This is a genomic window from Providencia sp. PROV122 (assembly GCF_028482365.1).
Classification (GTDB): domain Bacteria; phylum Pseudomonadota; class Gammaproteobacteria; order Enterobacterales; family Enterobacteriaceae; genus Providencia; species Providencia stuartii.
This window is the reverse complement of sequence record NZ_JAMPQI010000011.1, coordinates 1-25,307: the sequence shown is the minus strand read 5'-3', so window position 1 is coordinate 25,307 and position 25,307 is coordinate 1. Positions and strand designations below refer to the sequence as shown.

The 25,307-nt window shown below is 41.3% G+C and carries 25 protein-coding genes; 9 read left to right on the top strand and 16 right to left on the bottom strand.

The features are described 5' to 3' along the window. Positions 1-72 precede the first annotated feature (72 nt). Positions 73-1,020 carry an FUSC family protein gene (locus PSE69_RS09435; protein ID WP_121875229.1) on the top strand — a complete coding sequence of 316 codons (948 nt, stop codon included), beginning with the start codon at positions 73-75 and terminating at the stop codon, positions 1,018-1,020. A 53-nt stretch (positions 1,021-1,073) separates the two neighbouring features. Further along, positions 1,074-1,907 (top strand): aldo/keto reductase, encoded by an 834-nt coding sequence (locus tag PSE69_RS09430; RefSeq protein ID WP_004919527.1) that lies wholly within the window; start codon positions 1,074-1,076, stop codon positions 1,905-1,907. Between the two features lie 85 nt (positions 1,908-1,992). Here PSE69_RS09430 and PSE69_RS09425 read toward each other — a convergent pair whose 3' ends face one another. From PSE69_RS09425 to PSE69_RS09410, 4 genes are read right to left on the bottom strand one after another with little or no spacing between them, the layout of a single operon-like run. Further along, entirely contained in the window at positions 1,993-2,445 is a 453-nt protein-coding gene (locus PSE69_RS09425) for a YcgN family cysteine cluster protein (RefSeq protein ID WP_088499444.1), read from the bottom strand. Positions 2,446-2,464: 19 nt separating this feature from the next. After that, positions 2,465-3,121: a fumarylacetoacetate hydrolase family protein gene (locus PSE69_RS09420; protein WP_121875230.1), complete on the bottom strand. Its 657-nt coding sequence runs from the start codon at positions 3,119-3,121 to the stop codon at positions 2,465-2,467. 20 nt (positions 3,122-3,141) lie between these two features. Then, the gene (locus PSE69_RS09415) at positions 3,142-4,224 is read right to left on the bottom strand and encodes a lytic murein transglycosylase (protein WP_004919522.1); all 1,083 of its coding nucleotides are present in this window, start codon (positions 4,222-4,224) and stop codon (positions 3,142-3,144) included. A 43-nt stretch (positions 4,225-4,267) separates the two neighbouring features. Next, complete coding sequence (locus PSE69_RS09410) at positions 4,268-4,540, bottom strand: YcgL domain-containing protein (protein WP_004919520.1); 273 nt, start codon at positions 4,538-4,540, stop codon at positions 4,268-4,270. Positions 4,541-4,669: 129 nt separating this feature from the next. Between PSE69_RS09410 and minC the strand changes: the two genes are divergently transcribed. The 3 genes from minC to minE are packed head-to-tail and all read left to right on the top strand — an operon-like array spanning position 4,670 to position 6,510. Further along, positions 4,670-5,389: a septum site-determining protein MinC gene (gene minC / locus PSE69_RS09405; RefSeq protein ID WP_004919519.1), complete on the top strand. Its 720-nt coding sequence runs from the start codon at positions 4,670-4,672 to the stop codon at positions 5,387-5,389. A gap of 23 nt (positions 5,390-5,412) precedes the next feature. Continuing rightward, positions 5,413-6,228, top strand: coding sequence for a septum site-determining protein MinD (minD, locus tag PSE69_RS09400; RefSeq protein WP_004919516.1), 816 nt, complete (start codon positions 5,413-5,415; stop codon positions 6,226-6,228). 3 nt (positions 6,229-6,231) lie between these two features. Next, positions 6,232-6,510 (top strand): cell division topological specificity factor MinE, encoded by a 279-nt coding sequence (gene minE, locus PSE69_RS09395; protein ID WP_004919515.1) that lies wholly within the window; start codon positions 6,232-6,234, stop codon positions 6,508-6,510. Positions 6,511-6,835: 325 nt separating this feature from the next. Here the strand turns inward: minE and rnd are convergent, their stop codons facing one another. The 5 genes from rnd to PSE69_RS09370 all read right to left on the bottom strand — a co-directional run bounded on the left by rnd (position 6,836) and on the right by PSE69_RS09370 (position 13,704). After that, positions 6,836-7,960 carry a ribonuclease D gene (gene rnd, locus PSE69_RS09390; protein WP_272675210.1) on the bottom strand — a complete coding sequence of 375 codons (1,125 nt, stop codon included), beginning with the start codon at positions 7,958-7,960 and terminating at the stop codon, positions 6,836-6,838. Positions 7,961-8,046: 86 nt separating this feature from the next. Next, the gene (gene fadD / locus PSE69_RS09385; RefSeq protein ID WP_004919508.1) at positions 8,047-9,735 is read right to left on the bottom strand and encodes a long-chain-fatty-acid--CoA ligase FadD; all 1,689 of its coding nucleotides are present in this window, start codon (positions 9,733-9,735) and stop codon (positions 8,047-8,049) included. 327 nt (positions 9,736-10,062) lie between these two features. Beyond that, on the bottom strand, positions 10,063-10,671 hold the full coding sequence (locus tag PSE69_RS09380) for a Slp family lipoprotein (protein WP_121875231.1): 609 nt from the start codon (positions 10,669-10,671) through the stop codon (positions 10,063-10,065). 286 nt (positions 10,672-10,957) lie between these two features. After that, positions 10,958-11,656, bottom strand: a complete 699-nt coding sequence (gene tsaB, locus PSE69_RS09375; RefSeq protein WP_004919503.1) for a tRNA (adenosine(37)-N6)-threonylcarbamoyltransferase complex dimerization subunit type 1 TsaB — start codon at positions 11,654-11,656, stop codon at positions 10,958-10,960. 122 nt (positions 11,657-11,778) lie between these two features. After that, positions 11,779-13,704: an ATP-dependent DNA helicase gene (locus PSE69_RS09370; RefSeq protein ID WP_272675209.1), complete on the bottom strand. Its 1,926-nt coding sequence runs from the start codon at positions 13,702-13,704 to the stop codon at positions 11,779-11,781. A 162-nt stretch (positions 13,705-13,866) separates the two neighbouring features. Between PSE69_RS09370 and PSE69_RS09365 the strand changes: the two genes are divergently transcribed. Then, positions 13,867-14,214 (top strand): RidA family protein, encoded by a 348-nt coding sequence (locus PSE69_RS09365; protein WP_014658300.1) that lies wholly within the window; start codon positions 13,867-13,869, stop codon positions 14,212-14,214. A gap of 65 nt (positions 14,215-14,279) precedes the next feature. Here the strand turns inward: PSE69_RS09365 and mdtI are convergent, their stop codons facing one another. Both mdtI and mdtJ read right to left on the bottom strand, forming a co-directional pair. Further along, on the bottom strand, positions 14,280-14,612 hold the full coding sequence (gene mdtI / locus PSE69_RS09360) for a multidrug/spermidine efflux SMR transporter subunit MdtI (protein ID WP_004919498.1): 333 nt from the start codon (positions 14,610-14,612) through the stop codon (positions 14,280-14,282). A 2-nt stretch (positions 14,613-14,614) separates the two neighbouring features. Beyond that, positions 14,615-15,043, bottom strand: a complete 429-nt coding sequence (gene mdtJ / locus PSE69_RS09355; RefSeq protein ID WP_004919496.1) for a multidrug/spermidine efflux SMR transporter subunit MdtJ — start codon at positions 15,041-15,043, stop codon at positions 14,615-14,617. A 633-nt stretch (positions 15,044-15,676) separates the two neighbouring features. Between mdtJ and pdxK the strand changes: the two genes are divergently transcribed. Beyond that, a complete protein-coding gene (gene pdxK / locus PSE69_RS09350; protein WP_004919494.1) occupies positions 15,677-16,525 on the top strand; it encodes a pyridoxine/pyridoxal/pyridoxamine kinase in 849 nt (282 codons plus the stop codon). A gap of 79 nt (positions 16,526-16,604) precedes the next feature. Here the strand turns inward: pdxK and zwf are convergent, their stop codons facing one another. Continuing rightward, positions 16,605-18,080 carry a glucose-6-phosphate dehydrogenase gene (zwf, locus tag PSE69_RS09345; protein WP_004919491.1) on the bottom strand — a complete coding sequence of 492 codons (1,476 nt, stop codon included), beginning with the start codon at positions 18,078-18,080 and terminating at the stop codon, positions 16,605-16,607. Between the two features lie 407 nt (positions 18,081-18,487). Here zwf and PSE69_RS09340 point away from each other — a divergent pair, with 407 nt between their 5' ends. Both PSE69_RS09340 and pyk read left to right on the top strand, forming a co-directional pair. Continuing rightward, a complete protein-coding gene (locus PSE69_RS09340; protein ID WP_072502242.1) occupies positions 18,488-19,333 on the top strand; it encodes a MurR/RpiR family transcriptional regulator in 846 nt (281 codons plus the stop codon). 263 nt (positions 19,334-19,596) lie between these two features. After that, positions 19,597-21,039, top strand: a complete 1,443-nt coding sequence (gene pyk / locus PSE69_RS09335) for a pyruvate kinase (RefSeq protein WP_004919488.1) — start codon at positions 19,597-19,599, stop codon at positions 21,037-21,039. 64 nt (positions 21,040-21,103) lie between these two features. Here pyk and PSE69_RS09330 read toward each other — a convergent pair whose 3' ends face one another. The 4 genes from PSE69_RS09330 to PSE69_RS09315 all read right to left on the bottom strand — a co-directional run. Next, positions 21,104-21,334 (bottom strand): DUF7832 domain-containing protein, encoded by a 231-nt coding sequence (locus tag PSE69_RS09330; protein WP_036943896.1) that lies wholly within the window; start codon positions 21,332-21,334, stop codon positions 21,104-21,106. 98 nt (positions 21,335-21,432) lie between these two features. Further along, positions 21,433-22,452 carry a fimbrial protein gene (locus PSE69_RS09325; RefSeq protein ID WP_272675208.1) on the bottom strand — a complete coding sequence of 340 codons (1,020 nt, stop codon included), beginning with the start codon at positions 22,450-22,452 and terminating at the stop codon, positions 21,433-21,435. Positions 22,453-22,460: 8 nt separating this feature from the next. Beyond that, positions 22,461-24,950: a fimbria/pilus outer membrane usher protein gene (locus PSE69_RS09320; RefSeq protein WP_040133097.1), complete on the bottom strand. Its 2,490-nt coding sequence runs from the start codon at positions 24,948-24,950 to the stop codon at positions 22,461-22,463. A gap of 11 nt (positions 24,951-24,961) precedes the next feature. Further along, a partial coding sequence (locus tag PSE69_RS09315; protein ID WP_442958717.1) for a fimbrial biogenesis chaperone occupies positions 24,962-25,307 on the bottom strand: 346 nt, incomplete at its 5' end.

Below are 25,307 nucleotides of genomic sequence, written 5' to 3'. Positions count from 1 at the left end.
AGTAAGTTATTCGTTGAGTTATCAACTTATACACTGTATGAATATGATTAATTTATAAGGTGAGATCGTCTAATGCCAATTTCTTTGCCCCAAACCCGAAGTGCCTTTTTACTTTCTCTATGGGTTATCGCTCCATGGTTTATTGCTATCCTCTATAAGCAACCCATGTTAGGGACTTTGATCTCTTTTGGTGCATATTTATTAGTTGTATCATTTCCTAAACTCCCCACGAAAAAACCTATTTATGTTTTACTGCAAGGAGCCTGCATTTTATCTGCTCTTGCGGTAATCGGTGTTAATGTCACCCTTGGTAGCCTTTTATTCTTTATTTGCTCTGGACTTGGCGCTTTTTTTCAAGGCTATGCCGAATTGCGGTCAACCTATCTACGTTTACCAATCGCCCTTGGCGTTTTAGCTTATTTCCTATCAATTGGTCAGGTCCCCGTTCAGGGTAGCTTATTTTATGGCATCGCATTTACACTCGGTACATTTTGGGGCGTCATTATTGCTTATATTCTGTTGCCCCGTCATGACCTTCCCGCACCAACAACTCAAATTGATATGCGCACTCCCGCAGTACAGCGCTTCTCTGTGGCAATAGTTCTCGTTGCGCTCATCGGGAGTGCTCTTGCAACCCTGCTCCCTAGCTCTCATCCCTGTTGGTTACCTGCTGCTGGTTTAAGAGTGATGAAATCTGAACGGACAGCAACTTGGCAAAGGCTAAAACAACGTGGTGCAGGCACTCTGCTCGGTGCTGCTGTAGGGGGGCTTTTACTTGGTTTATCAAATAACCCACTCTTACACGTTTCCTTAGTGGGCCTATTGTTATTCGCCATGTTAATGATCGGTGCGAAACGTTATGGCTATTGGACATTTTGTTTAACCGCTATCGCATTAACATTTAACTTAACGGCCACTGCTGGGCCTATTGTATTAGCGATTGACCGAGTGTTACTGATGGTTTGCGCTTTGGTCATTGCCATCATGATGTTATTGCTACTGCCCAAATCGACAAAATAAGTTCTTACGCGGTGATATATTGGGTACAGTTTTGACATCTATCAGGAGACACTATGATCCCATCATATGAATTACTCGATGGATTCCAAATCCCTCAAATTGGTTTTGGAACATATTCATTAAAAGGTTTACATGGGGTTCGGGTTATTGAAAGTGCGCTATCACATGGCTATCGTTTATTAGATACTGCATTTAATTATGAGAATGAAGGTATTGTCGGCAAAGCCATTAAAAATAGCTCAGTTCCTAGAGATCAAATAACCGTCACATCGAAATTACCTGGCCGACACCAACAATACAATAATGCCATGCACACTATCCAAGAATCAGTGGCTCGATTAGGTTTAGATTATGTTGACCTTTATTTGATCCACTGGCCAAATCCGAAAAGAGGAACATTTGTTGAGGCTTGGCAAGCATTAATCGATTCACAACGTTCAGGTTTAATCAGAAGTATTGGGGTGTGTAATTTTCTCCCCGAACATCTAGAAACATTAGAAAAAGAGACGGGCATACTTCCCGTGGTCAATCAAATTGAGCTGCATCCTAATTTTAATCAAGCCAAACAGCGTCAGTATGACCAATCTAAAGGGATCATTACGCAATCATGGAGCCCATTAGGTCGTGCTGGTGATGTGTTATCTAATCCAACCTTACTCAATTTAGCGAGTCGCTATAATAAATCGGTATCGCAAATTATCATACGTTGGCATTTACAGTTAGGTGCATTACCAATACCGAAATCGGCGCATTCGTCACGCCAAATTGAAAATATTGATGTTTATGATTTCGAATTATCGCCGGAAGATATGCAAGCAATAAATAACTTATCTTCTGCTAATGGTCGATTACGCAATCAAGATCCTGCTGTTTATGAAGAATTTTAATACGTCACTGTTTTAAAATACGACAGCCCTATAAAATAGGGCTGTCGCGTTATTCAAACATATTGGCTAAATCAAGCTTATCTGATTAAGATGATGTTCTATCTACTGGCCGATTCATGATATGGTCTTCCCAATCCACCACATCTTTTTCTCTAACCGCGATATGGCGAACAGAGATCCGCTCACTGTGCATTGCCGCTTTTGACCCCGTTTTAAGAGGATGCCATGCAGGTAAGGTTTTACCTTCTAGCAATAAACGATAAGCACAAGTGTGTGGCAACCATTCAAACGTTTCTAAATTGTAGCGATTGAGCTTGATACAATCTGCCTCATAACTGAAACGATCTTCATAATGCTTACACTGGCAGGTCTTGATATTTAATTGATTACAAGCCACGTTAGTAAAATAAATTTCATCCGTGTCTTCATCCATCAGCTTATGTAAACAACACTGACCACAACCGTCACACAGTGATTCCCATTCATCGTCAGTCATTTCATCTAACGTTTTTACCTGCCAGAAAGGCTGAGACATAATACTTATCAATCCTATATCATTAGATCACTCGAGTCGTTAACGAGTGGTCATTAATTGAGAGCTTTAACATATCACCCGATGTCAACGGCCCGACACCCTCTGGTGTTCCCGTTAAAATAATATCCCCCGCACGCAAAGTAAAAAAGCGAGACATATAGCTAATCAGAGGTAATATTGGCGTGATCATATCACGAGTAGAGCCTGACTGGCGAATTTCCCCATTGAGCTCCAGTGAAAGCTGGGCACTTTGCGGATCACCAAAGTTATTAACCGGAATAAAGCCTGAAATAGGACATGAGCCATCAAACGCTTTACTTTTTTCCCATGGCTGCCCTGCTTTTTTAAATTTTGCCTGCAAATCACGCAACGTTAAATCTAATGCCACAGCAAAACCCGCGATTGAGCGAGAAACTCTATCTTCATCAGCATTTTTTAAGGGCATACCAATCAAAACCGCTAATTCTATCTCATGGTGTACAGAGCCAAGATCTTTTGGAATAACAATCGGTTGGTTAGCGTCACATAATGCCGTTTCAGGTTTGATAAAAATCACAGGCTCTTCGGGGTGTGCTGAGCCCATTTCTTTTATATGTTTCGCATAGTTACTGCCAACACAAACCACTTTGTTTGCAGGGAAATCCAGTAAGGCACCTTGCCAGTCACGATGTTGGTACATAGTTGTAACTCCTATTATCGTTATTGTATTTTTTGAGCAACGCCATCAGCCATGAGGCAAACGCTCAAAGCAAAGTAATATGAACGATTCCAATGCATGATCGTGCGGAAGTTTTCAGTTACTAAGTATGCACGCCCTAACGGATCATCAGGGATAACAACCCACGTTTTTAAATTGGGTGATAACTGCGCAGATGCAGGGAGTTTAACGCCAAGTTGCTCCCACTGTGCAACCGTTTTGCCCTGCTCTGCTTTCACGCCTTCCAGTTGCTTATCAAAGTCGGTAGGTAGGCTCACTTGATAGCCCCAAGGTAGTGCAGACTGCCAGCCTTCCGTAGACAGGTAATTGGCAATTGAGGCAAACACATCCGCCTTATTGTTCCAAATATCCATTTTGCCATCGCCATCACCATCCGCCGCATAAGATAAATAAGACGTCGGCATAAATTGGCTTTGGCCCATGGCGCCTGCCCAAGAGCCTTTTAACTGCTGCTCTTCCGGTATATAGCCTTTATCCATAATTTCCAGTGCAGCCAGCAACTGTTTACTGAATAATGCTTCACGGCGGCCTTCAAATGAAAGCGTAGCTAATGCTGAGATAACATCTTCTTTACCTTGGGAGCGACCAAAACCACTTTCTAGCCCCCACAACGCAACAATATATTGGGGCGGTACGCCATAACGATGGCTAATCGCATTTAAGAGTGACTCATTTTCCCAATATTTTTCCGCGCCTGCATTAATGCGTGATGCAGGTAGCACATTCTTGAGATAACTTTCTAAAGTCACCGTTGCTCTTTTTTCCGGTTGCCCTTTATCGGCCTTAACAACGCGTTCAATAAAATGAATATGGGCGAAACCACGTTCAATAGTTGCAGGTTGAATACCTTGAGCTAATGCATGCTCTTTTAACAACTCCACATAAGCAGGGAATTGCGATGGTTCACGCTCTTCGAGTGGAAAAGCTTTATTTAGCGCGATCACCTCTTTTGCAATCATGGCATCTTGCTCAGCCTGTGGTGTAACCAAAATAGGTTGTTTTGCTGAGCAGCTAGCTAAAAATAGGCCGCTAATTAAAGTAAATAATAACGTTGGTTTTATCACATCACCTCCCCAAGTAAATTAACATCTAAGTATTATCCTAATTTTATTCGCTGTAAGACTCTCGATATTCAGCGAGTAGGTTTTCAACTGGAGGTGGAAATTGCAGATAATACCCAACTTCAATTAAATCAGCTTTGACTTTCTCAATGTCTGCATTTGCCAGCTTGTCGCGGTTTGCAAGGGAAAGGGTCATCGCAAATTGAGGAGTACCAAATTGTTTCATGAGTTCTTCAGGTACACGAGAAAAATCATCCTTCTTCTCAATATAAAGATATGTTTGTTCACGGTTAGGACTACGATATATTGCACAAATCATTATATTTAACTCTTTTTCTTAGTTCATTGGCTTGCTTGAAGAATGTAGTAACTATAACATGCTATTGTTTTACAGAATATCGTCACCCGAAGTTTGTTTCGGATATTTTAATTTGCTGAGCCCGGATAGATGTCACAGTCGCCAATAGAACTCAAAGGCAGTAGTTTTACTCTTTCTGTTCTTCACTTACACAGTGAAGAACCCAAACTCATCAAAAAAGCGCTACAAGATAAGGTTAGTCAAGCTCCTGACTTCCTTAAAAATGCGCCAGTGGTTATCAACATTGCTGATTTAACCACAAATGCTGATTTATACAGTATTCACAAAGCTATTATATCGGTTGGCTTAAGGGTTGTCGGAATAAGCGGATGTACCGATCCTTTGCTACGTAAGAAAGTCAATGATGCAGGCTTACCGGTTCTCAATGAGGGGAAAAGCCAAAAAGCCGTTGATACTCAACCTAAGGCTGTTCATACACCGGTTGAGGTAGCCACTCCCGCCGAACCTGAGTTTAATTACCGGAAAACACGAATTATTAATGCCCCTGTTCGTTCAGGCCAACGAATTTATGCACCAAATAGTGATCTCATCGTAACAAGTAATGTGAGTGCAGGTGCAGAATTGTTGGCAGATGGTAATATTCATATATATGGCATAATGAGAGGCCGAGCACTTGCAGGTGCTTCTGGCGATACGGAAAGCCAAATTTTTTGTGTCCACTTGCAAGCAGAGTTAGTGTCTATTGCAGGTGAATATTGGCTGAGTGATCAGATCCCGTCTGAATTTCTCGGCAAAGCAGCGAAACTTTGTCTCGTTGACAACAGATTAAATATTGAAAACTTAATTTAGACCTTATTTACAAGGAATTATTCATGGCACGCATAATTGTTGTTACATCTGGTAAAGGTGGCGTCGGTAAAACCACTTCAAGCGCGGCCATAGCTACAGGCCTAGCTCAAAGAGGGAAAAAAACGGTTGTGATCGATTTTGATATCGGTCTACGTAACCTCGACCTGATCATGGGATGTGAACGCCGAGTAGTGTATGACTTCGTTAACGTCATTCAAGGTGATGCCACATTAAATCAGGCACTGATTAAAGATAAACGCACCGAGAATCTTTATATTCTGCCAGCATCACAAACTCGTGACAAAGACGCACTGACACGTGAAGGCGTTGAAAAAATACTCGACGAATTAAGTAATGACTTGTCTTTTGATTTTATCGTATGTGACTCCCCAGCCGGTATTGAAAGTGGTGCATTAATGGCACTTTACTTTGCAGATGAAGCGATCATCACCACGAACCCTGAGGTTTCTTCTGTTCGTGACTCTGACCGCATCTTGGGTATTCTCGCCTCTAAATCACGCCGCGCCGAAAAAGGGCTCGATCCTATCAAAGAGCACTTATTATTAACCCGCTATAACCCGGGTCGTGTGACGCGTGGTGATATGTTAAGCATGGAAGATGTGCTGGAAATACTTTGTATTCCATTAATTGGTGTGATCCCTGAAGACCAATCTGTTCTACGTTCATCAAACCAAGGTGAACCGGTCATCTTAGACGCAGAATCTGATGCAGGTCAGGCATACAGTGACTGTGTTGACCGTATTTTAGGTGAAGAGCGCCCTATCCGATTCATTGAAGAAGAGAAAAAAGGTTTCTTGAAACGCCTATTTGGGGGGTAAATAATGGCTTTATTGGATTTCTTTCTGTCGAGAAAAAAGTCGACAGCAAATATCGCAAAAGAGCGATTGCAAATCATCGTTGCAGAACGTCGCCGCGGTGATAGTGAACCTCCTTATCTTGCTGATATGAAAAGAGATATTTTGCAGGTTATTTGTAAATACGTGCAAGTTGACCCTGAGATGCTTTCTGTACAATTCGAACAAAAAGGTGATGATATCTCAGTACTTGAACTCAACGTTACGTTACCGGAAGGTGATGAAATCAAGGCTCCTGAAAAATAATCATAGCAAATAGCCGTTGTTTTTAAGTTGTAAATAGCGGCTTGCTTTTTTATTTGTTCAACCAATTGAATTTAAATAATCATCAATGGAATGAATATTTGTTCTATGTGGTTTGGGTGTCTATTGCCAAAAGAAATACAAAATCCCCCAACTCTCCGATACGCCTCTGCCGATAGTTAACTTTCTGTCGAAACCGTAGCAGTGCAGTAAATAAATCGATTGATTAATGAGTGGGTGAGCTATTCAACGCTTAAGTGCCGTCACTATTCACTAGGCAAAAGGTTAACATTTCACTCCTAGCAAACCTAGGAGTGAAAATAGGCCATTAACGCGCTTGTTGAAGGAGCTTTGTAATTGGCTCAGCAAGCATTCTTCCTCGCCAACCATCAAGTAATTCAGGCTGATTAGGGATAGATTTGATCCCCCAATGTACCGAGAGCAACTGGTTTATTTGTCGCCTTGAAGCAAGCAATTCCGCATTGAATTTCTCATGCTCTGCAATTTCTTTAACAACACTCTTTATCTCTTTAAATAACGTTTTATATTGAGGTTGCTCATTCAAATTCGCCACTGTGGGGGGATATTCACTCTCATCCATTTGTTTGGCTTTTTCAACAATACTGAGTAACCGCCTTCCATGACAGCGGATCTCTTGCCCCGTCAGCCCTAATGCGTCTAATTCACCTAATGAACCGGGTAAATAACGCGCCACTTTCCAAAGATGCTCCTCTTTAACCACAAAGTTAATCGCCATATCACGCGCTTTTGCTTGATTTAGCCGCCATTCCGCCAGCATTTGCAAGCAAGCCAATTGCTCATTCTTTAACTGACAAACACTGGTGATATTACGGTAAGCTAATGCAGGATCAGTCACATTTTGTCTGCGTTCAACCGTTCTTTGGCACTCTTCTAGCGCAGCAGAAAGGTAGCCTGACTCTTCCACTTTCTGCATCAGGATCTTGGCTAGCGGCAGCAAATAAAGCACGTCTGCCGTCGCATATTGGCACTGTTTTTCACTTAATGGGCGCGCTAGCCAGTCGGTTCGAGATTCACTCTTATCAAGCTCTATGCCTAAGTATTCAGAAACTAAAGAAGCGAAACTACAGGAGATTGGATAACCCAAAAAGGCTGCAATAACCTGTGTGTCGACCATCGGTTCAGGCACACACTCAAAATCATGCAAAAACACTTCAAGATCTTCACTACCGGCATGTAAAAACTTAGTGAGGCTCTTATTTGTCAGTAAGGCTTTAAACGGTGAAAAGTCGCTAATAGATAACGGGTCAATCAGTGAAACTTGTTTTCCATCATAAAGCTGTAGCAAACCTAATTGTGGATAGTAAGTTCGAGTACGGACAAATTCGGTATCCAATGCCAACCAATCGGCTTCACTCGCCTGCTGGCATACCTGTGCAAGTTCGCTATCAGTTGTAACTAAACGATAATTCAAAACAAATTTCTCTTTTTATATTCTCATCACAGTAACGCCGGTAAAAACCGGCGTTACTCATAGGGGTGCAAACCGATATGACAACGTTACGCTGTTGATTTATCTTTTTGCTGTTTCTCTTCATCACGTAGTTCCCTACGCAATATTTTACCAACGTTCGATTTTGGTAGCTCGGTTCGGAACTCAAATAACTTAGGTACTTTATAGGCGGTTAATGAGCGGCGACAAAATGTTTTCAGATCATCTGACGTTAGATTAGGATTACTACTAACAACAAAGACTTTAACTGCCTCCCCTGTACTCGTACTCGGCACACCAATCGCGGCACACTCTACGACATCAGGATGAGATGAAATCACATCTTCCACTTCGTTTGGATAGACATTGAAGCCCGAAACGATGATCATGTCTTTTTTACGATCGACAATGCGGATATAACCTTCACTGTCTATTTCAGCAATATCCCCCGTCGCTAACCAGCCATCATGTAAAATTTCCGCGGTTGAATCAGGGCGGTTCCAATACCCTTTCATCACCTGTGGACCTTTCACCCACATTTCCCCTGGTTCCCCAAGTGCAACCTCATTTCCATCATCATCAACCAGCTTGATTTCTGTTGATGGAACCGGTAACCCGATACTACCACTATAAGCCGTCAGATTATACGGGTTTCCAGTGACAAGTGGCGAACATTCCGTCAATCCATACCCTTCTAATAAATGCTTCCCAGTCAGTTTTTGCCATTTTTCAGCAACTACTTTTTGAACAGGCATCCCGCCACCAACCGTCAACCTGAGTTTAGAAAAATCCAGTTGTTGAAACTCTGCGTTATGTAACCATGCATTGAATAAGGTATTAACACCCGTAATCGAAGTGATCGGATAACGTGCTAGCTCTTTAACGGTACCTGCCACATCACGAGGGTTAGTAATCAATAAGTTCACCCCCCCGACATTAATAAACAGGAAGCAATTTACCATAAGAGCAAAGACGTGATAGAGCGGTAGTGCCGTAACAACAAATTCTGAACCTATTTTTAATACCGGACCATAAGCCGCTCGAGCTTGCTCGATATTCGCTAACATATTACGGTGCGTTAGCATTGCCCCTTTCGCTACCCCTGTCGTCCCTCCGGTATACTGAAGGAACGCAAGGTCATCGCCATTGATCTTTGGCTTGATATATTGCATGCGATAACCGTAATGCATCGCACGTCGGAAAGAGATAGCATCTGGTAAATGGTATTTAGGCACCAACCGTTTAACATACTTGACGACAAAATCCACTAATGTCGCTTTCGGACGAGAGAGTTGATCCCCCATCCGAGTTAAAATAACGTGCTTAACCTTGGTATTAAACACCACTTTTTCAAGGGTATGAGCAAAGTTAGACACAATGACAATGGCCGTTGCACCACTATCATTTAACTGGTGCTCTAGCTCCCTTGGGGTATAAAGTGGGTTAACATTGACGACAACCATACCCGCGCGCAAAACGCCAAATAGAGCTATCGGGTATTGCAGCAAGTTAGGCATCATCAACGCGACGCGGTCGCCTTTTTTTAACCCTAACCCATTTTGTAGGTAAGCGGCAAAAGCACGACTTCTCTCTTCTAACTTGCGATAAGTCATCACCGCACCCATGTTGATGAATGCAGGTTGGTCAGCATATTGCGAAACCGAATTTTCAAGTAACTCTGCTAAAGAAGCAAAGCGATCAGGATCGATCTCTTCCGGCACATCGCTTGGGTAATTTTTCAGCCAGATTTTTTCCAAAGTATGACTCCTGAATTTTAGTATAGTAATATAACTCAAACACTCTTTTAACAAATTATTAACTCAGCGTACCAGTTTGAAAAATACCCTGTGCTAAGGTTGAGAGGTCTATCACTAAATAAATTTCATTCCTTCGAAACAAAAATAGGCGGACTATTCCGCCTATTTCGTTTTAGTATGTTATTCCAGAACGATATCTGGTGTAGATATCATAATAATACACTTTTTTGAATCATTTTTGGAAAAATTAACATATTTCCCACGTATAAACCTAATAAATAAACTGACTAAGCTCATTGCCGAATAAATAGCCTTTCACTTCTCATTTTATTCGGTTAAATAGGTTTGTACTGGAGCAACGCCCCCCGGATAGCCATAACCATAGCCATATCCGTAACCCCAAGGATAGTTATAGTAATAAGGGTTTCCGTAATACCCATAACCCCATGGGCCTGCTGGCGGCAAAATTACACTTTGCGCTAAATTCCAACGTTGGTAACCTGTTACGTCTAGCGTGACATACTTATAGGGGATATCACCAATTTTACCAGGCTGCTCTCCGGTAATTTTACCCACCACTGTGATGTAACGACCATTATAGTCAGCAGGATCAAGGAACCCATTAACAAAGGCATAAATACGACCAGTTGATGCCGTATTTAATTCTGGTGCTGCATCATATTTATTCAGTGGGATCACGGCAATTTCTAATCGCGTTTTATTAGGCTGATTAAAAACAGAGATTACTTTCCCACCAAAACGCCCTTCCTGCCCAATATACATTTCAGGCGCATTTTGTACTGACGATAAGTTAACCGCTGGATTAGGTGACGAGCCTTGAATTGAGGCTGGGATCGACACACACCCCGTTAACGTTAATATGCCGACAAATAAAACCGCATTAAATGTCGAACGGCTGTTAATTTTTATACCCATATACCACCTCCATTTAGCTTTAATTATAAATTCAGACGGCAAGGATTAACATTAATATCAACTAACATAACACGATATGTTCAATACTTTGAGAGATAAATACACGAATAATTCAATTATAGACTGATAAAATAAGGCTTGATGAGTCTCGATGCTAATTTCAATCATCGAATTAAAAAAAACATCCATTTAAGACAGTAAATATTGGTAGGAAAAAAGCGTAAAACAGAACTTGGCTATGCCTAACTTAACAATAAAATAAGCATAGCCAATCTAAAAAATATACCTATTCACGACCCGGCAGTTTTTTCCACGTCACTTCGTTACGTAAATATGTTGGTTCAACGTTTTCGACGGCTTGTACCTGACCCGCACGCCATAAACGTTCAGCAATCGGTAACATATCTTGTGCCGCTGGCAATGTGATCCCACTTTCAATCAACGAAAGCGCGCTGTCTTTTAATTGCGGATAAGCTTGCCAACCTGTTCCTGCTAGGCTCCATTGCCCTGCCAACTGAGCGATTGAATCTCTAAATAGCTCCGGCGCCATAACAGCTTCGGTATCCTCACCGAGCCATATGCCCTCTGCTGTACGCTGATATTGAGCGCAATATACCTCTGTCATGCGCGCATCAATCGCCGTCAAAACCTGCTCATGTCCTTGCGTTCGATATGCCCCTTCTGCCAGTGTCATCAATGATGAAACACCGATCATCGGTAAATTGGCGCCGAGTGCTAACCCTTGGGCGATACCGACCCCGATGCGAACGCCCGTAAAACTCCCCGGTCCACGACCAAACGCTAACGCATCCAATTGGTTTAAAGTGACCCCCGCTTGAGATAATACCTCGTCCACCATTGGCAACACTTTTTGTGTATGCTCTCGAGGCGAAACGGCAAAACGCGAAATAATTTCTCCATCGCATAACAATGCGACTGAACATGCTTCTGTTGCTGTATCAACAGCAAGAATACGGCTCGACATGCCACAACTCCGGCAAATGATTAGATTTGATGCCACTGTACCTGTACAGTGACCTGAAAATGACGTTTATAGTAGCATAAACTCAAAATGAAATAGCAGAAAAAACCGCTTATGACCTTGGTTTAATTGCTATTATTATGTTCTATTCGTTTTTTCTCAAGAAACTCAATTGCTTTAGATAAACTGCGAGTTCTTGGTGACGGCGGTAAACTATTCAAAAAAACCTTACCATATGGACGTGTTACTAAACGGTTATCGCAAATCACAATAACGCCGTAATCACTGGTATCACGGATCAAACGCCCAACACCTTGCTTTAAGGTGATCACCGCATCAGGAATTTGAACATCCGCAAATGGGTCACCGCCTCTTAATTGGCAATCCTCAATACGCGCCCGTAATAATGGGTCATCAGGGGCTGTAAACGGTAATTTGTCGATAATCACACATGTCAGTTCATCCCCTCTGACATCTACCCCTTCCCAAAAGCTACTCGTTGCAACAAGCACTGCATTTCCCGCCGCAATAAATTGGGCAAGTAACTTATTTTTACTGCTTTCGCCTTGCATAAGCACAGGTAACACGAGTGTTGTTCTCAGCTCTTCGGCTAATTCACGCATCATCATATGTGATGTACACAAGAAAAAGCAGCGCCCTTGGTTTTTTATAATCAGTGGTCGCAACATATTCGCAAGTTTTTGTGCCACCCCTTTTTGGTTTGTTTCCGGTAAAAAACGTGGCACACAGAGTAAAGTTTGGCTTTGATAATCAAAAGGGCTCGCCAATAGCAAGGTTTTCGCTGACGTTAAACCCAATCTATCGGTAAAGTAATTGAGTTGTTCATTAACGGATAACGTTGCCGATGTGAATACCCAACTTGCTGGCGTACTGGAGACCATTTCACTGAATTTTTCCGCAACCGTCAGTGGTGTTATCGCTAATAAAAAATGCCGGCCATAGCTTTCAAACCAATAGCTATAACCTGGAATTGTGACATCTTTTAGCCGATTCAAACGATTACGGTAGAGAGTCACCCGTTCAAAAACGGAATCTAATGTTTGCGAACGCCCTAATGATGTCTTGATCACTTCATAACATAACTCGAGAGAATCATCGAGTAATGTCAACGCGCGCTGCACCACAGGGCTTTTCAATAGATCACGCAAATTACCACGAAAGCTGCTCTCACCTAAATTTAAGCGAAAATCCAATGTGCTTTGGGTTAGCCTATCTGCACTTTTTTGTAGCTGAACCAGATCTTTTAGCTCTGTGCGATAGGCCATAACCATATCACGTGCGAGATCAAGAAGCTGGCGGCTACTGAGTTGTTGACCGAAATATTGGCTAGCAATATCGGGGATTTGATGCGCTTCATCAAAAATCATCACATCAGCTTGTGGCATTAACTCCCCAAACCCCGTATCTTTAACAACACGATCAGCCATAAAGAGATGATGGTTAACAACGATAATGTCAGCATCTAATGCTTTGCGGCGCGCTTTTAATACAAAGCATTCTTGATAACGAGGGCAATCACTGCCGAGACAGTTGTCATTAGTGCTGGTGACTAATGGCCAAACGGGATGATCTTCCGCGATATCGTGACAAGTGCTGATATCCCCAGACTCCGATTCAATGGACCAGTTGCGTAAGCGGACAACGGCAGACAATATTTCTGGCTCAAGGCTACCCCCGCCTAATGACTGCTGATCTAAACGCTCTAAGCAAAGATAATTTGAGCGGCCTTTTAATAACGCTGTCCGCCCATTAAATTTCATCGCGTCTATAATCGTGGGTAAGTCACGGTGATAAAGCTGATCTTGTAACGCTTTCGATCCAGTCGAAACAATCACTTTTTTACCCGAACGTAAGGCGGGCACCAAATAAGCGTATGTTTTGCCTGTTCCTGTTCCCGCTTCAGCCACTAGCACATGCTGTTTTTCAATTGCCTCCGTGACAGCATGTGACATTTTGACTTGGGCTGCTCGTGGTTGAAAACCTGGGATTGTTCTCGCCAAAAAGCCATTAGAAGAAAAATCGTCGTGCACCGCAAACCTATTTATTGTTCTCTTTGAAGGCGTCTACTTTATCATGTCTTGATGTTGCCTGCTGAGCTAAATCATCCAATCGTCATAGAAAGGATTTTTCATCAATAAAGCAAGCTGTTATCCTTAAAAAGACTCACTAATGAAATGAACTAAGGAATAATGATGACGATTGAAAGAATTGACCCTGACAAACGTTGGTCTGAAGCGGTTATTCACAACAATGTTGTCTACTACACCAGTGTACCGGATAACTTAGATGCTGATATTATTGCTCAAACAGCGAATACCCTTTCAGCGATTGATATTCTTTTACAACGCGTGGGTTCTGACAAAAGTAAAATCCTTGATGCAACGATTTTCCTTGCTGACAAAGCCGATTTTGCGGGAATGAATCAAGCATGGGATGCTTGGGTTGTTGAAGGCAGCGCACCGGTTCGTTGTACTGTACAAGCGGCGCTGATGAAACCGGAATATAAAGTCGAAATCAAAATTGTTGCCGCTATTGAATAACGACACCTAGCAAACGATTTATCATAAAAAAATAGAGCGCCAATCATCAATTGGCGCTCTATTTTTTAAGACATTTTAATAAGCACCATCCCCAACAATAACAGGACGATACCTCCCCAACCTTTATAATTTAGCCGCTGATTGAAAAGGATCCACCCCGCGGCTACCGTCGCAATAATACCAAAAGCGCCCCACAACGCATAAGCAATCGACAATTCGATACCTTTGACTGCTTGAGCCAACGAGCTAAATGCGCCTAATACTGCCACTAAAGATAAAATGCCTAACCAGTAACGTTTAAAGCCGTTCGACATTTTTAAGAGGATGTTTGCAAGAATTTCCAGTACCACAGCAAGAACTAAAAATGCGCCGTGCCACCATTCAAATTGGACGTCCATAATCAGGCCTCCGTTTTAGCACGTTCTTGTGCCAAACCACCTGATTTAACCGCAGAGACCGCACGCCCCGCCGCTTCTTTCACTTTTTGAGCAGACTGAGTGACGGTCGATTTTTTAGTACCTGATTTAATTAACCCAATTCCTGCGATTAACAATACTAAGCCACCAATTTTCATAGGGGAAAGCGACTCGCCAAACCACAACACACTAAACGTCGTGATAAATAGAATACCGATCCCTTCCCATAAGGCGTATGCAACCCCAAGGGCAACTTTTTTCACAGCAACAGCCAGCAAAATGTAAGAAGATGCAATCATGACATACATTACTGCCATCCCAGTAAAATCACCACTCACGCTGGCGTGTTTCATCGATAATGTACCGATCACTTCGGTAATGATAGCTAATGCTAAAAATATCCAATATATCATTATATAATCTCTCTATGGATAATCGCACGACTGCTTATTTTTCATACAGAAATAGCAAACTTTTCGGCTAAGAAAAATTTTGTGCAATTATAAAAAACAAATAAATATCAAAGTGATGCTGATTTTATTCAGCAAAATGAATAATAGAGAGAGACGCTATAATGCACCGCACCAGTGGTGTTCACTGGAAAGGATCGCTGAAAGGAAAAGCCGATGGGTAGTTCTTCTTTGGGACTTACTGATTTTAATGCTATTCACGCTAAGCATGATATCTCATTCATTTCATCGGATGGACATCCATCCAAGTTACTCCGAACCCTCATATAATTGTTGATTACAGGTTATTTTTATCATGCCAAAAATATTAAGTCAATGAATATAAAAAGCTTTTTTAAATGAATATTTCTTGCATAATTATGCAAGAAATAATCAACTAACCTTGACCTATTCTCAAGTGAAACGAATAATCAACCACAAACTTCTCACTAGATAACCATACTTTTTATTGAAAAAAATAAATTTTTCATTGTTTTCTTTTATTACGTAGTCCTATCCATTGTTTATGATTGACTTCAACGGCAAACAGGCATCTTATATTAGCTAACTGCTTAATTTTGGCCGAAAGAGAGATAAATGGACACCTTTAACCTCACCTCTAACAGTTTTCAAAACGATGCAAATGCCACGCCGCTGCCTTATGATGTCATCTCCATCCAGTCGCAAGTTATTTACGGCAGTGTCGGTAACAGTATTGCGGTTCCGGCACTGATGAAGCAAGGGCTAAGGGTCGCTGCTGTACCGACAGTGATTTTAAGCAATACCCCCCATTATGTGACATGTCACGGCGGCGAATTACCGGGTGAATGGTTTCGAGGCTATCTGTCTGGATTAGTTGAGCGCGATTGCCTTGGCAGTGTACGTGCGATCCTAACGGGATATTTAGGCTCTAGAGATAAAGCCCATGATCTTGCACAATGGTTATCAAGTGTACGTCAGTCATACCCTTCTATACCTGTCATTGTCGATCCTGTTATGGGGGATGAAGATAGCGGTTTTTATATTCCCCCAGAAATTGCCGATGTGTATCGCGATGAAGTATTGCCGCTTGCAACAGGTATCATCCCCAATAAATTTGAACTCGCGACACTAAGTGGTCAACAGATAAAGACCCTTGATGATGCAACTCAAGCTGCTCGTTCATTACTAAAAGGCCATACACAATGGGTGATCATTACCAGTGCATTCCAACCCGATGATGAAAGTATTGAGGTCGTGTGTGTCACCAAACAGGATGTCGCGGTTATTCGCCATAAACGTTACCCTGTCACGCCAAAAGGCACCGGCGATCTATTTGGTGCAGAGTTAACAGCTCAATTACTCGCGGGGCTGTCTGTTCCCGATGCGGCTAAAATGGCTTGTTTACGGATAGAGCAAGGTATTATTCATATGGCGGCGACAGGAAGAAGTGAGTTAGTGCTGTAAGATGCTCTCGCACCATGGATAAAAATAAGGCCAGCTTCCTTCTAGAGCAAGCTGGCCTACGAGATAAATCAACTATAGTTTATTCAAATTCGTTCCAAGAACGCCCATCACGAGTGATCATCGCAACCGATGCGATAGGCCCCCAAGTACCCGCTTGGTATGGTTTAGGGGCTTCATTATCCATAGCCCACGCATCCATAATGGAATCAACAAACTTCCAAGCCTCTTCAACCTCATCACGGCGTACGAACAGCGCTTGAATACCGCGCATTGCTTCAAGCAATAAGCGCTCATAAGCATCCGCAAGGTGTGTTTGATTAAAGGTTTCTGAGAAACTCAAGTCCAGCTTAGTGGTTTGCAAGCGATGTTTGTGATCAAGGCCCGGTGCCTTATTCATGATCTCAATATCAATCCCTTCATCCGGTTGCAGACGAATAGTGAGCTTGTTTTGCGGTAATTCCTGATAACTTTCAGAGAAAATATTCAGTGCTGGCTTTTTAAAATAAACAACAACTTCAGAGCACTTAGCAGGTAAACGCTTACCTGTGCGTAAATAAAAAGGTACTCCCGCCCAGCGCCAATCATCGATGTCAACGCGTAGCGCAACAAAGGTTTCTGTCATACTTTGTTTATTAGCGCCTTCTTCTTCAAGATAACCGGGGACCTTATTACCTTGAACAAAGCCCGCAGTATACTGCCCGCGAACCGCTTTTTCTCTGACATTAGTGTGGTCAATTCGACGTAATGAACGTAACACTTTCACTTTTTCATCACGGATCCGGTCAGTGGTGAGATCAGCAGGTGGCGACATCGCGATCATGGTGAGAATTTGTAATAGGTGGTTTTGCACCATATCGCGCATTTGACCTGCCTGATCAAAATACCCCCAGCGCCCTTCTATACCCACTTCTTCTGCAACGGTGATCTGCACATGGTCAATGGTGCGATTATCCCAGTTGTTGATAAATAATGAGTTAGCAAAACGTAGAGCCAGCAGGTTAAGTACCGTTTCTTTACCGAGGTAATGGTCGATACGATAGACCTGACTTTCATCAAAATATTTCGCTACTTCATTGTTGATTTCTTGAGAAGACGCTAAATCTGTACCTAACGGTTTTTCCATCACAACACGGTTAGGCTGTTTATTTAAACCTGCATGTCCAAGTCCATGGCAAACTGCCCCAAAAGTGCTCGGCGGCATAGCAAAATAGTGGATAGCGGGATGGCAGTCTTGCTTCAACATTTGTGCCAAGCTATCGAAATTTTCGGTTTGATTAACATCCAAATTGCAGAAATCTAAACGCGCACTGAGCCTCTCCCAAAGTACTGGGTCGAGATCTTCTTTTAAAAATTCGCTGAACGCCTTTTCAACAAACTCAACATAATCGCTCTGGCTCCACTGCGCACGCCCTACACCGATGATACGGGTGTCTGGGTGAATGTAGCCTGCTTTCTCCAACTGATAAAGGGATGGAAGCAACTTACGACGAGCGAGGTCTCCTTTGGTGCCGAAAATAATCAAGTCACAGGCTTGAGCAGCATTATTTACCGCCATATTGGTTCTCCTCAATTTGCGGAATTTATTGTAATTTTGTTACAAAATTAGCCAGATGTTCCGCTAATGTACCCTTTTGAGGGTATTCAGTAAATATTGATGATACAGATCACAGTTTTTATGCTGAAAAAAGCAGCAAACCTAAACCATGTCATGTTAACTGAATGGTGACAGCATTTGTAATAAAATGACAAAACAGCTAACGAACTTACTGATATGAAAATTAGATACAGCTCATAGTTTTGTAAAAAATTACATCACAAACGCCTCTCATTCAGATAGGTTAGCCATTACCCATAGTATATTCCTTTTATATACACACTGCCTTCAAAACGATATTAATAAAATACAGCGTATCTTTATGGCAGAAAAATTTCTCCTTTTGATGAAATAGGCACTTTCGTTATATGAATATTTTAGAACAAATGAAGAACAGCCTCGATTATTTAAGTAAATCAGAAAAGAAAGTTGCCGAAGTGATTTTAGGTATGCCACAGCGAGCTATTCATCTTAGCATTGCGAGCCTTGCTCAACTTGCTGATGTGAGTGAACCCACCGTTAACCGGTTTTGCCGTAAAATGGATACCAAAGGGTTTCCTGACTTTAAACTTCGATTGGCGCAAAACCTCGCTAACGGCACCCCTTACGTGAACCGAAATATTGAAGAGAATGATACGGTTAACACCTATACCCATAAAATTTTCGAATCAGCAATGGCGGGTTTAGATAATGTCAAACATACTTTAGACATTGCGGCCGTTAATCGTGCGGTTGACCTTCTCACTCAAGCAAGAAAAATCAGCTTTTTTGGCTTTGGCGCATCGGCGGCTGTAGCACATGATGCGATGAATAAATTTTTCCGTTTTAATATTCCCGTCATTTATTTCGATGATATTGTCATGCAACGAATGAGTTGTATAAATAGTACTGAGGGGGATGTTATCGTTTTAATCTCGCATACAGGAAGAACGAAAGCCTTAGTTGATATGGCTCGCCTAGCCCGTGATAACGATGCCACTGTGATTGCCATCACCTCAGAAAACTCTCCATTGTCTCAAGTCGCTACCCTTTCAATTATTATTGATGTACCAGAGGATACCGACGTCTATATGCCAATGGTCTCAAGACTTGCTCAACTCACAGTGATCGATGTCCTCACAACGGGTTTTACCTTAAGAAGAGGTGAAAAATTTAGAGATAACTTGAAACGGGTCAAAGAAGCATTACGTGATTCGCGGTTTGATAGTGTGTAAACGTTAAAAAGTATTCTTTTCTTGCTGTGGGCTTTAATAGTTTTACAGACCTGATAGCATAAACGAATTAGCAGTATATAATAGCTGTGCTCGTGTCAGCATGACGACTTGTCGTAAAAAGGTCTCGAAAATACGCTAAATGATTCAAGTTGTATGTCGACATAATATGATAGGGGCTTACGCCACGAGCACTACATACCGCTTGAAGTATGAAAAGATTTCACTCAATAAATCAACACCATTACAGGTCAACGGAGTAATACATGACTAGACGGCTTAGAAGAACTAAAATTGTTACTACCCTAGGTCCAGCTACCGATCGTGATAATAACCTTGAAAAGATTATTAACGCCGGCGCCAACGTTGTACGCCTAAACTTCTCTCACGGAACTCCAGAAGACCATATTCTTCGTGCTAACAAAGTGCGTGAAATCGCAGCTCGTTTAGGTCGCCATGTTGCGATCCTTGGCGATTTACAAGGCCCTAAAATACGTGTTTCTACGTTTAAAGATGGCAAAGTATTCTTGAATGTTGGTGATAAATTTATCCTTGATGCCACTCTCGGCAAAGGTGAAGGTGACCAACAAAAAGTGGGTATTGATTATAAAGGTTTACCTGCTGATGTTGTACCTGGTGACATTTTATTGCTTGATGATGGTCGTGTACAACTGAAAGTCCGTGAAGTCCAAGGCTTACAAGTTTTCACTGAAGTAACCGTTGGCGGTCAACTCTCCAATAATAAAGGCATCAACAAACTTGGTGGTGGTTTATCGGCTGAAGCACTAACCGATAAAGACAAAGAAGATATCATCACCGCCGCTAAAATCGGTGTCGATTACCTTGCCGTTTCCTTCCCTCGTTCAGGCGAAGATTTAAATTATGCGCGCCGTTTGGCTCGTGATGCAGGCTGTGAATGCCAAATCGTCGCGAAAGTAGAGCGCGCTGAAGCTGTGGCAACCGATGAAATTATGGATGAAGTTATCCTTGCATCGGATGTTGTCATGGTTGCTCGCGGTGATTTAGGCGTTGAAATCGGTGACCCAGAATTAGTTGCGGTACAAAAGAAACTGATCCGCCGTTCACGTCAGCTCAACCGAGTAGTGATCACCGCAACTCAAATGATGGAGTCAATGATCACAAATCCAATGCCGACTCGTGCTGAAGTGATGGATGTCGCTAACGCCGTTCTAGATGGTACAGACGCCGTTATGCTATCAGCAGAAACCGCTGCGGGGCAATACCCAGCTGAAACTGTTGCTGCCATGGCACAAGTCTGTTTAGGGGCTGAAAAAATGCCTGGACTGAATGTCTCCAAGCACCGCTTAGATGCCGAGTTTGATTCACCTGAAGAAGCTATCGCGATGTCAACGATGTACGCTGCTAACCACCTGAAAGGGGTCAAAGCCATTATCGCGATGACTGAATCAGGCCGTACTGCTCGTATGATGTCACGTATCAGTTCTGGCTTACCTATTTTCGCTATGTCGCGCCATGAAAAAACACTCAATCAGTCTTCACTGTACCGTGGTGTTACACCTGTTTTCTGTAGCACTCACACCGATGGTATTGCGGCTGCGAATGAAGCTATCACACGCCTACGTGATAATGGTTATTTAATGACTGGAGATCTCGTTCTCGTTACTCAAGGTGACTTGATGGGCACAATTGGTAGTACGAATACTTGCCGTATTTTGGAAGTCGAATAAATCAATATTGGTGTAAAGGGAGCATTTGCTCCCTTTTTCAATCGATATAGATAATGCTGTATGCTTATTTAGAGTGAGTCATTTTCCAATTATTAAATACAGCAGCAATCACCGAAGCTATTTTGTCATAGTTTTCCCAAGAATTTTCAACATGGTATACTGATGGCAATGCTTGTGCTAAAACACGATGATAGTCATCAAAATAGCTCCCATTCTCTGTTGAATAATAAAATTCAGTAAATGCCAATCCATTCGGTCCAATGCCACCAAGTTCTCCTACGTTCGTCTTTGGCATCACTAAAATAAAAATAAGCACAACATTGTAATAAATATTGTGCTCATCATAATTTATATTGAATAGTTACCGTTTAATCTGTCCGATTTTTCTGGGAATCAATGATATTGCAAATTAAACTGTAACGTTCCATTAGCTTGGCCAGCTTGTGTATCATTCGAAGTTTGAATATACGCTGCTTGTAATGGAATACTATAATTTTCCGACGATACATTTTTTTCTTCGATCGTCATCATTTGATTTATTTTAATGGGGTCATTTTTATACTTAACTTGTATACCATACCCTTTCGCAGTATTGACGTCTGTTGGATTATTTAATGCGATTGTTCCGGGTGTCATACTATTATTGACAGGTGTTCCAGTAAAGGTGATTTTTATGGGTGACACGGGGTCACAACTAAGGTTGATTTGAAAATCTTTCACCCTATTTGGGCTAACACTCCCTACCCCTGAAAAACTCGATTTATCAATCTTATTAAAAGGCACAAGAATATTTTTATTCAGCACTTCACAACCTGTCGAAATAATATTAACCGGCCCTATACTAACCTTAGGCTCCATATTACCGTAGCTATCCGATGTTTGAAATCCATTATTATAAATAATTAACATCGCCGCTCGGCTAGCAGGTAGTACTTGCGTTTTTACGTTATCTTTGAGCTTATAAAAAACAAGTTTTAAAGAAACGGTATACACACCTGAACTCTGGGTAGTGCTACAGATCATCCTATTCGCATTATTTCCATCAATGGTATTAATTCCATCAACATAAGCACTACCTGTGCAAGGTGTTGACACTGTCCCATGTAGCGCATAGCCCACACCAGAATTATTAATTTCTTTAATGTATCTGTTATTATAATATTGTTTACTGCCATACGTTTCAGGTAAATAAATTCCCACTTGAACTTCGTCTGTTATGTTACTCCAACTCCAAGCGGTATAGCTTCCTAAATCAATAGTTCCGACTTCTGATCCAATTGGTGCTGTTCTTGAAACATAAATAGGTTCATTCACTGTATGAGATAATTCATTAAATAATGCTCTAAATTCGGCTAAAGCGGATTGTGAAAATAGAAGCGTCGAAATACCCCCAATTAAAAATAATTTATTCATGTCTGCTCCTATTGGCAAATTCGCTCAATAAATTGAATTTTGTCGTTACTTAAATCAAGCTGAAGTGGCAGTTCACACTGCTGATCCGCATGACTTCCCCATTTGACAACAATACGACTCTGTTCAGGTACACCACTTAAATAGACTTCACCATCATTAGCGACAATACCTGTTGTAACTTCTTCTTTATCAACTAAAACAGACACTTGTGCTCCAAATGGAATGAGTTGATCATGGTGAGTTAATTTAAGCATGACTCTCGCACCACGTTTACCTTTAAAGTCGGCTAATACGATAGCACCACGAGTTGGTACAACTGTTGTCGTGCTTAACCCAACATCGTTATTTCCTGTTAATGTTGAAGGGTCAACGCTGATCTTATTCCTTTCATAACGTGTAGCACTCGGTACAACAGCATATCCCCAAGAGTTAGTATAAAGCGACTGCGCATTATTGACTTTCAGGTCATTAATATCATTGGCTTTGACTAAAACCGCAGAGTCATAAATCGCTCGAGCTGGGGTGATACCACCAGAGTGTAATAGTAACGCGCCAGTTGCCCCGATATTAGCGGACTGATAACGTGGGTCATAACTATAGCCCCCGTTATACTCTCCTGATGAAACAATATAATTACCACTCACCGAACCGCTATTTTCATGTCGGCTATGGTTATAGTTTTGCGTGATATCAAATTGCAAATTGTTATCTTCTAAACGTGTACCACTCACACTGACCGAACTAATCGAATCACCATTCTGGCTAGTATTGTAACGATAATTGACCCAGTTATTTTTTTGTCCAAGCGTAAATGGAACACTAAAATTGATAGATAACATTTCGTTTTTACTATTAGTATGTTCCTGCTTAGTATAAGAGTAAGAAATACCATAGTTTATTTGTCGATAATTAGAGTTAAAGCCTACGGTTAAATTTTTATCGACGCCGCTTCTATCCCAATAATATTGTTGATAACCATTAATGGATAAATAACCAATATCTTTTAATGACTGAGAAATAGAAGCTTGGAACTGCTGTTTCTTTCTTCCGCTCTCATAAGGGTCATTATTTGATGCAGAAAAATCGTAATATTCTTTTGTCGAATAGCGATAAGATGCAAGAGAAAATGACGTACCTGTTCCTGGCATATATTTCGAATATTGCACTCGATAGGACTGACCTTGCGCATTCGTTTTATCAAGTAGTTCTGTTTTAGATTGAGTCACATCGGCTGAAATTGCCCCAATACTCCCCAAGTTGATCCCTGTCCCTGCGGTATAAGCTTGGTAGTCCTTTGATAAAATAAAACCACCATAAACCGACAAGTTATAAGGCAAACCATAAATAGCAGAGGCTTGCGCAAAATTAGGTTTCCGAAGCGCGTTATCAACATTGTATTTACCAATATCAATGCTGTATTTTAATGATCCCGCTCGCTGCATCATAGGAACGGCAGAAAAAGGTTGAATAAACGAACGGATCGTTCCATTTGCTTCTTCTATTTGTACATCCAAATCACCACTATATGACGTAGGATAAAGGTCATTTATTTCAAACTCGCCGGGTGGTACTGTCGTTTGATAAATCACGCTACCATTTTGGCGGATCGTCACAACAGCATTCGTTTGAGCAATGCCTTTAACTACCGGCGCAAACCCACGTTGACTTTGCGGTAACATACTTTCATCGGAGGCTAGCTTTACGCCTCGATAAGGGTTACTTTCCATAACACCGTTATCCGATGCTGTTTCACCAATCGTTAAGTGACTTTTTAATGGACGAATATCCCTTTCCACATAAGTTTGTAGATTATTCCAATCCGTTTTCCCTGAAGTCCGGCTATAAGTACTGTGGTTTCTCAATCGCCACACATCAAAATTAATACCGCTGCGTAAGCCAATAAATGTGTTATTGGTATCGTCACGATCTTTATACCAATTTTGGCTGTGCCGGATATTATAATTTACGAAGGCGGCATTAATACCATCATCCCACTCTTTAGGATCAACGTAACCGCGGCTATAATTATCTAACCCTATTTGAGGGATACTGATATTAAGGCGGCCATTCCCAAAGTCATATTTATAGAACGCACCGGGTATAGTCGCTGCGATATCAGTGATTGCTTGATCATCTTTTGCATCGCTAAAAGCTTGGCTCGCGGTATTTTTAACCCCCCAGCTTAATAGCATCTTCTTTGCTATTTCAGGAACAAGCTTTTTATTTTGCTTATCAAAGATAAAGCGTAAATTTTGTTCATCAACAAATTTGTTATTAATATAAATAGCGACATGATAAGTTCCGGGTAGCTGCCCTCCCGAATATGACAGATAATCTAAATTATTTACATCCGCAACGTGGCTTTCAATCCCTGTATTGATTGCATTAATGTCAAAAACATCATCTGCTTTAGTATTGTTAGAATATAATATAATACTGACTGCAATAAAAACTTTTGAGTGGTATAAACTTTTATTTTTAAAACATGAGGCAGACATTTTTTATACTCTTATTTAGATGTTTTATCAATAATCGCGCCATAGTCATTAATAAATTTAACAACAACTTTTTGATTATTATTTATGCTGTGTTTAACAATGTATTCTTTTGTATGAGGGTAAACGAGATCACCGCCTTGGATGTTTTTCCCGTCTACCAATATATCCCTAACTGATAAATGATAGGGAGTATCGTTATTAATAATAATACCGTCAGGTTTTTTGATAATTTCAACTTTATTAAAGTCAAATGGAACAATATCTTTTGATCTTAAAAATAGTTTAAACTGAGAGTTGATAACAATCTGTAATTGATTTTCAATTTTAACGTCTTTAGGTGGTATTGATTTTACATTA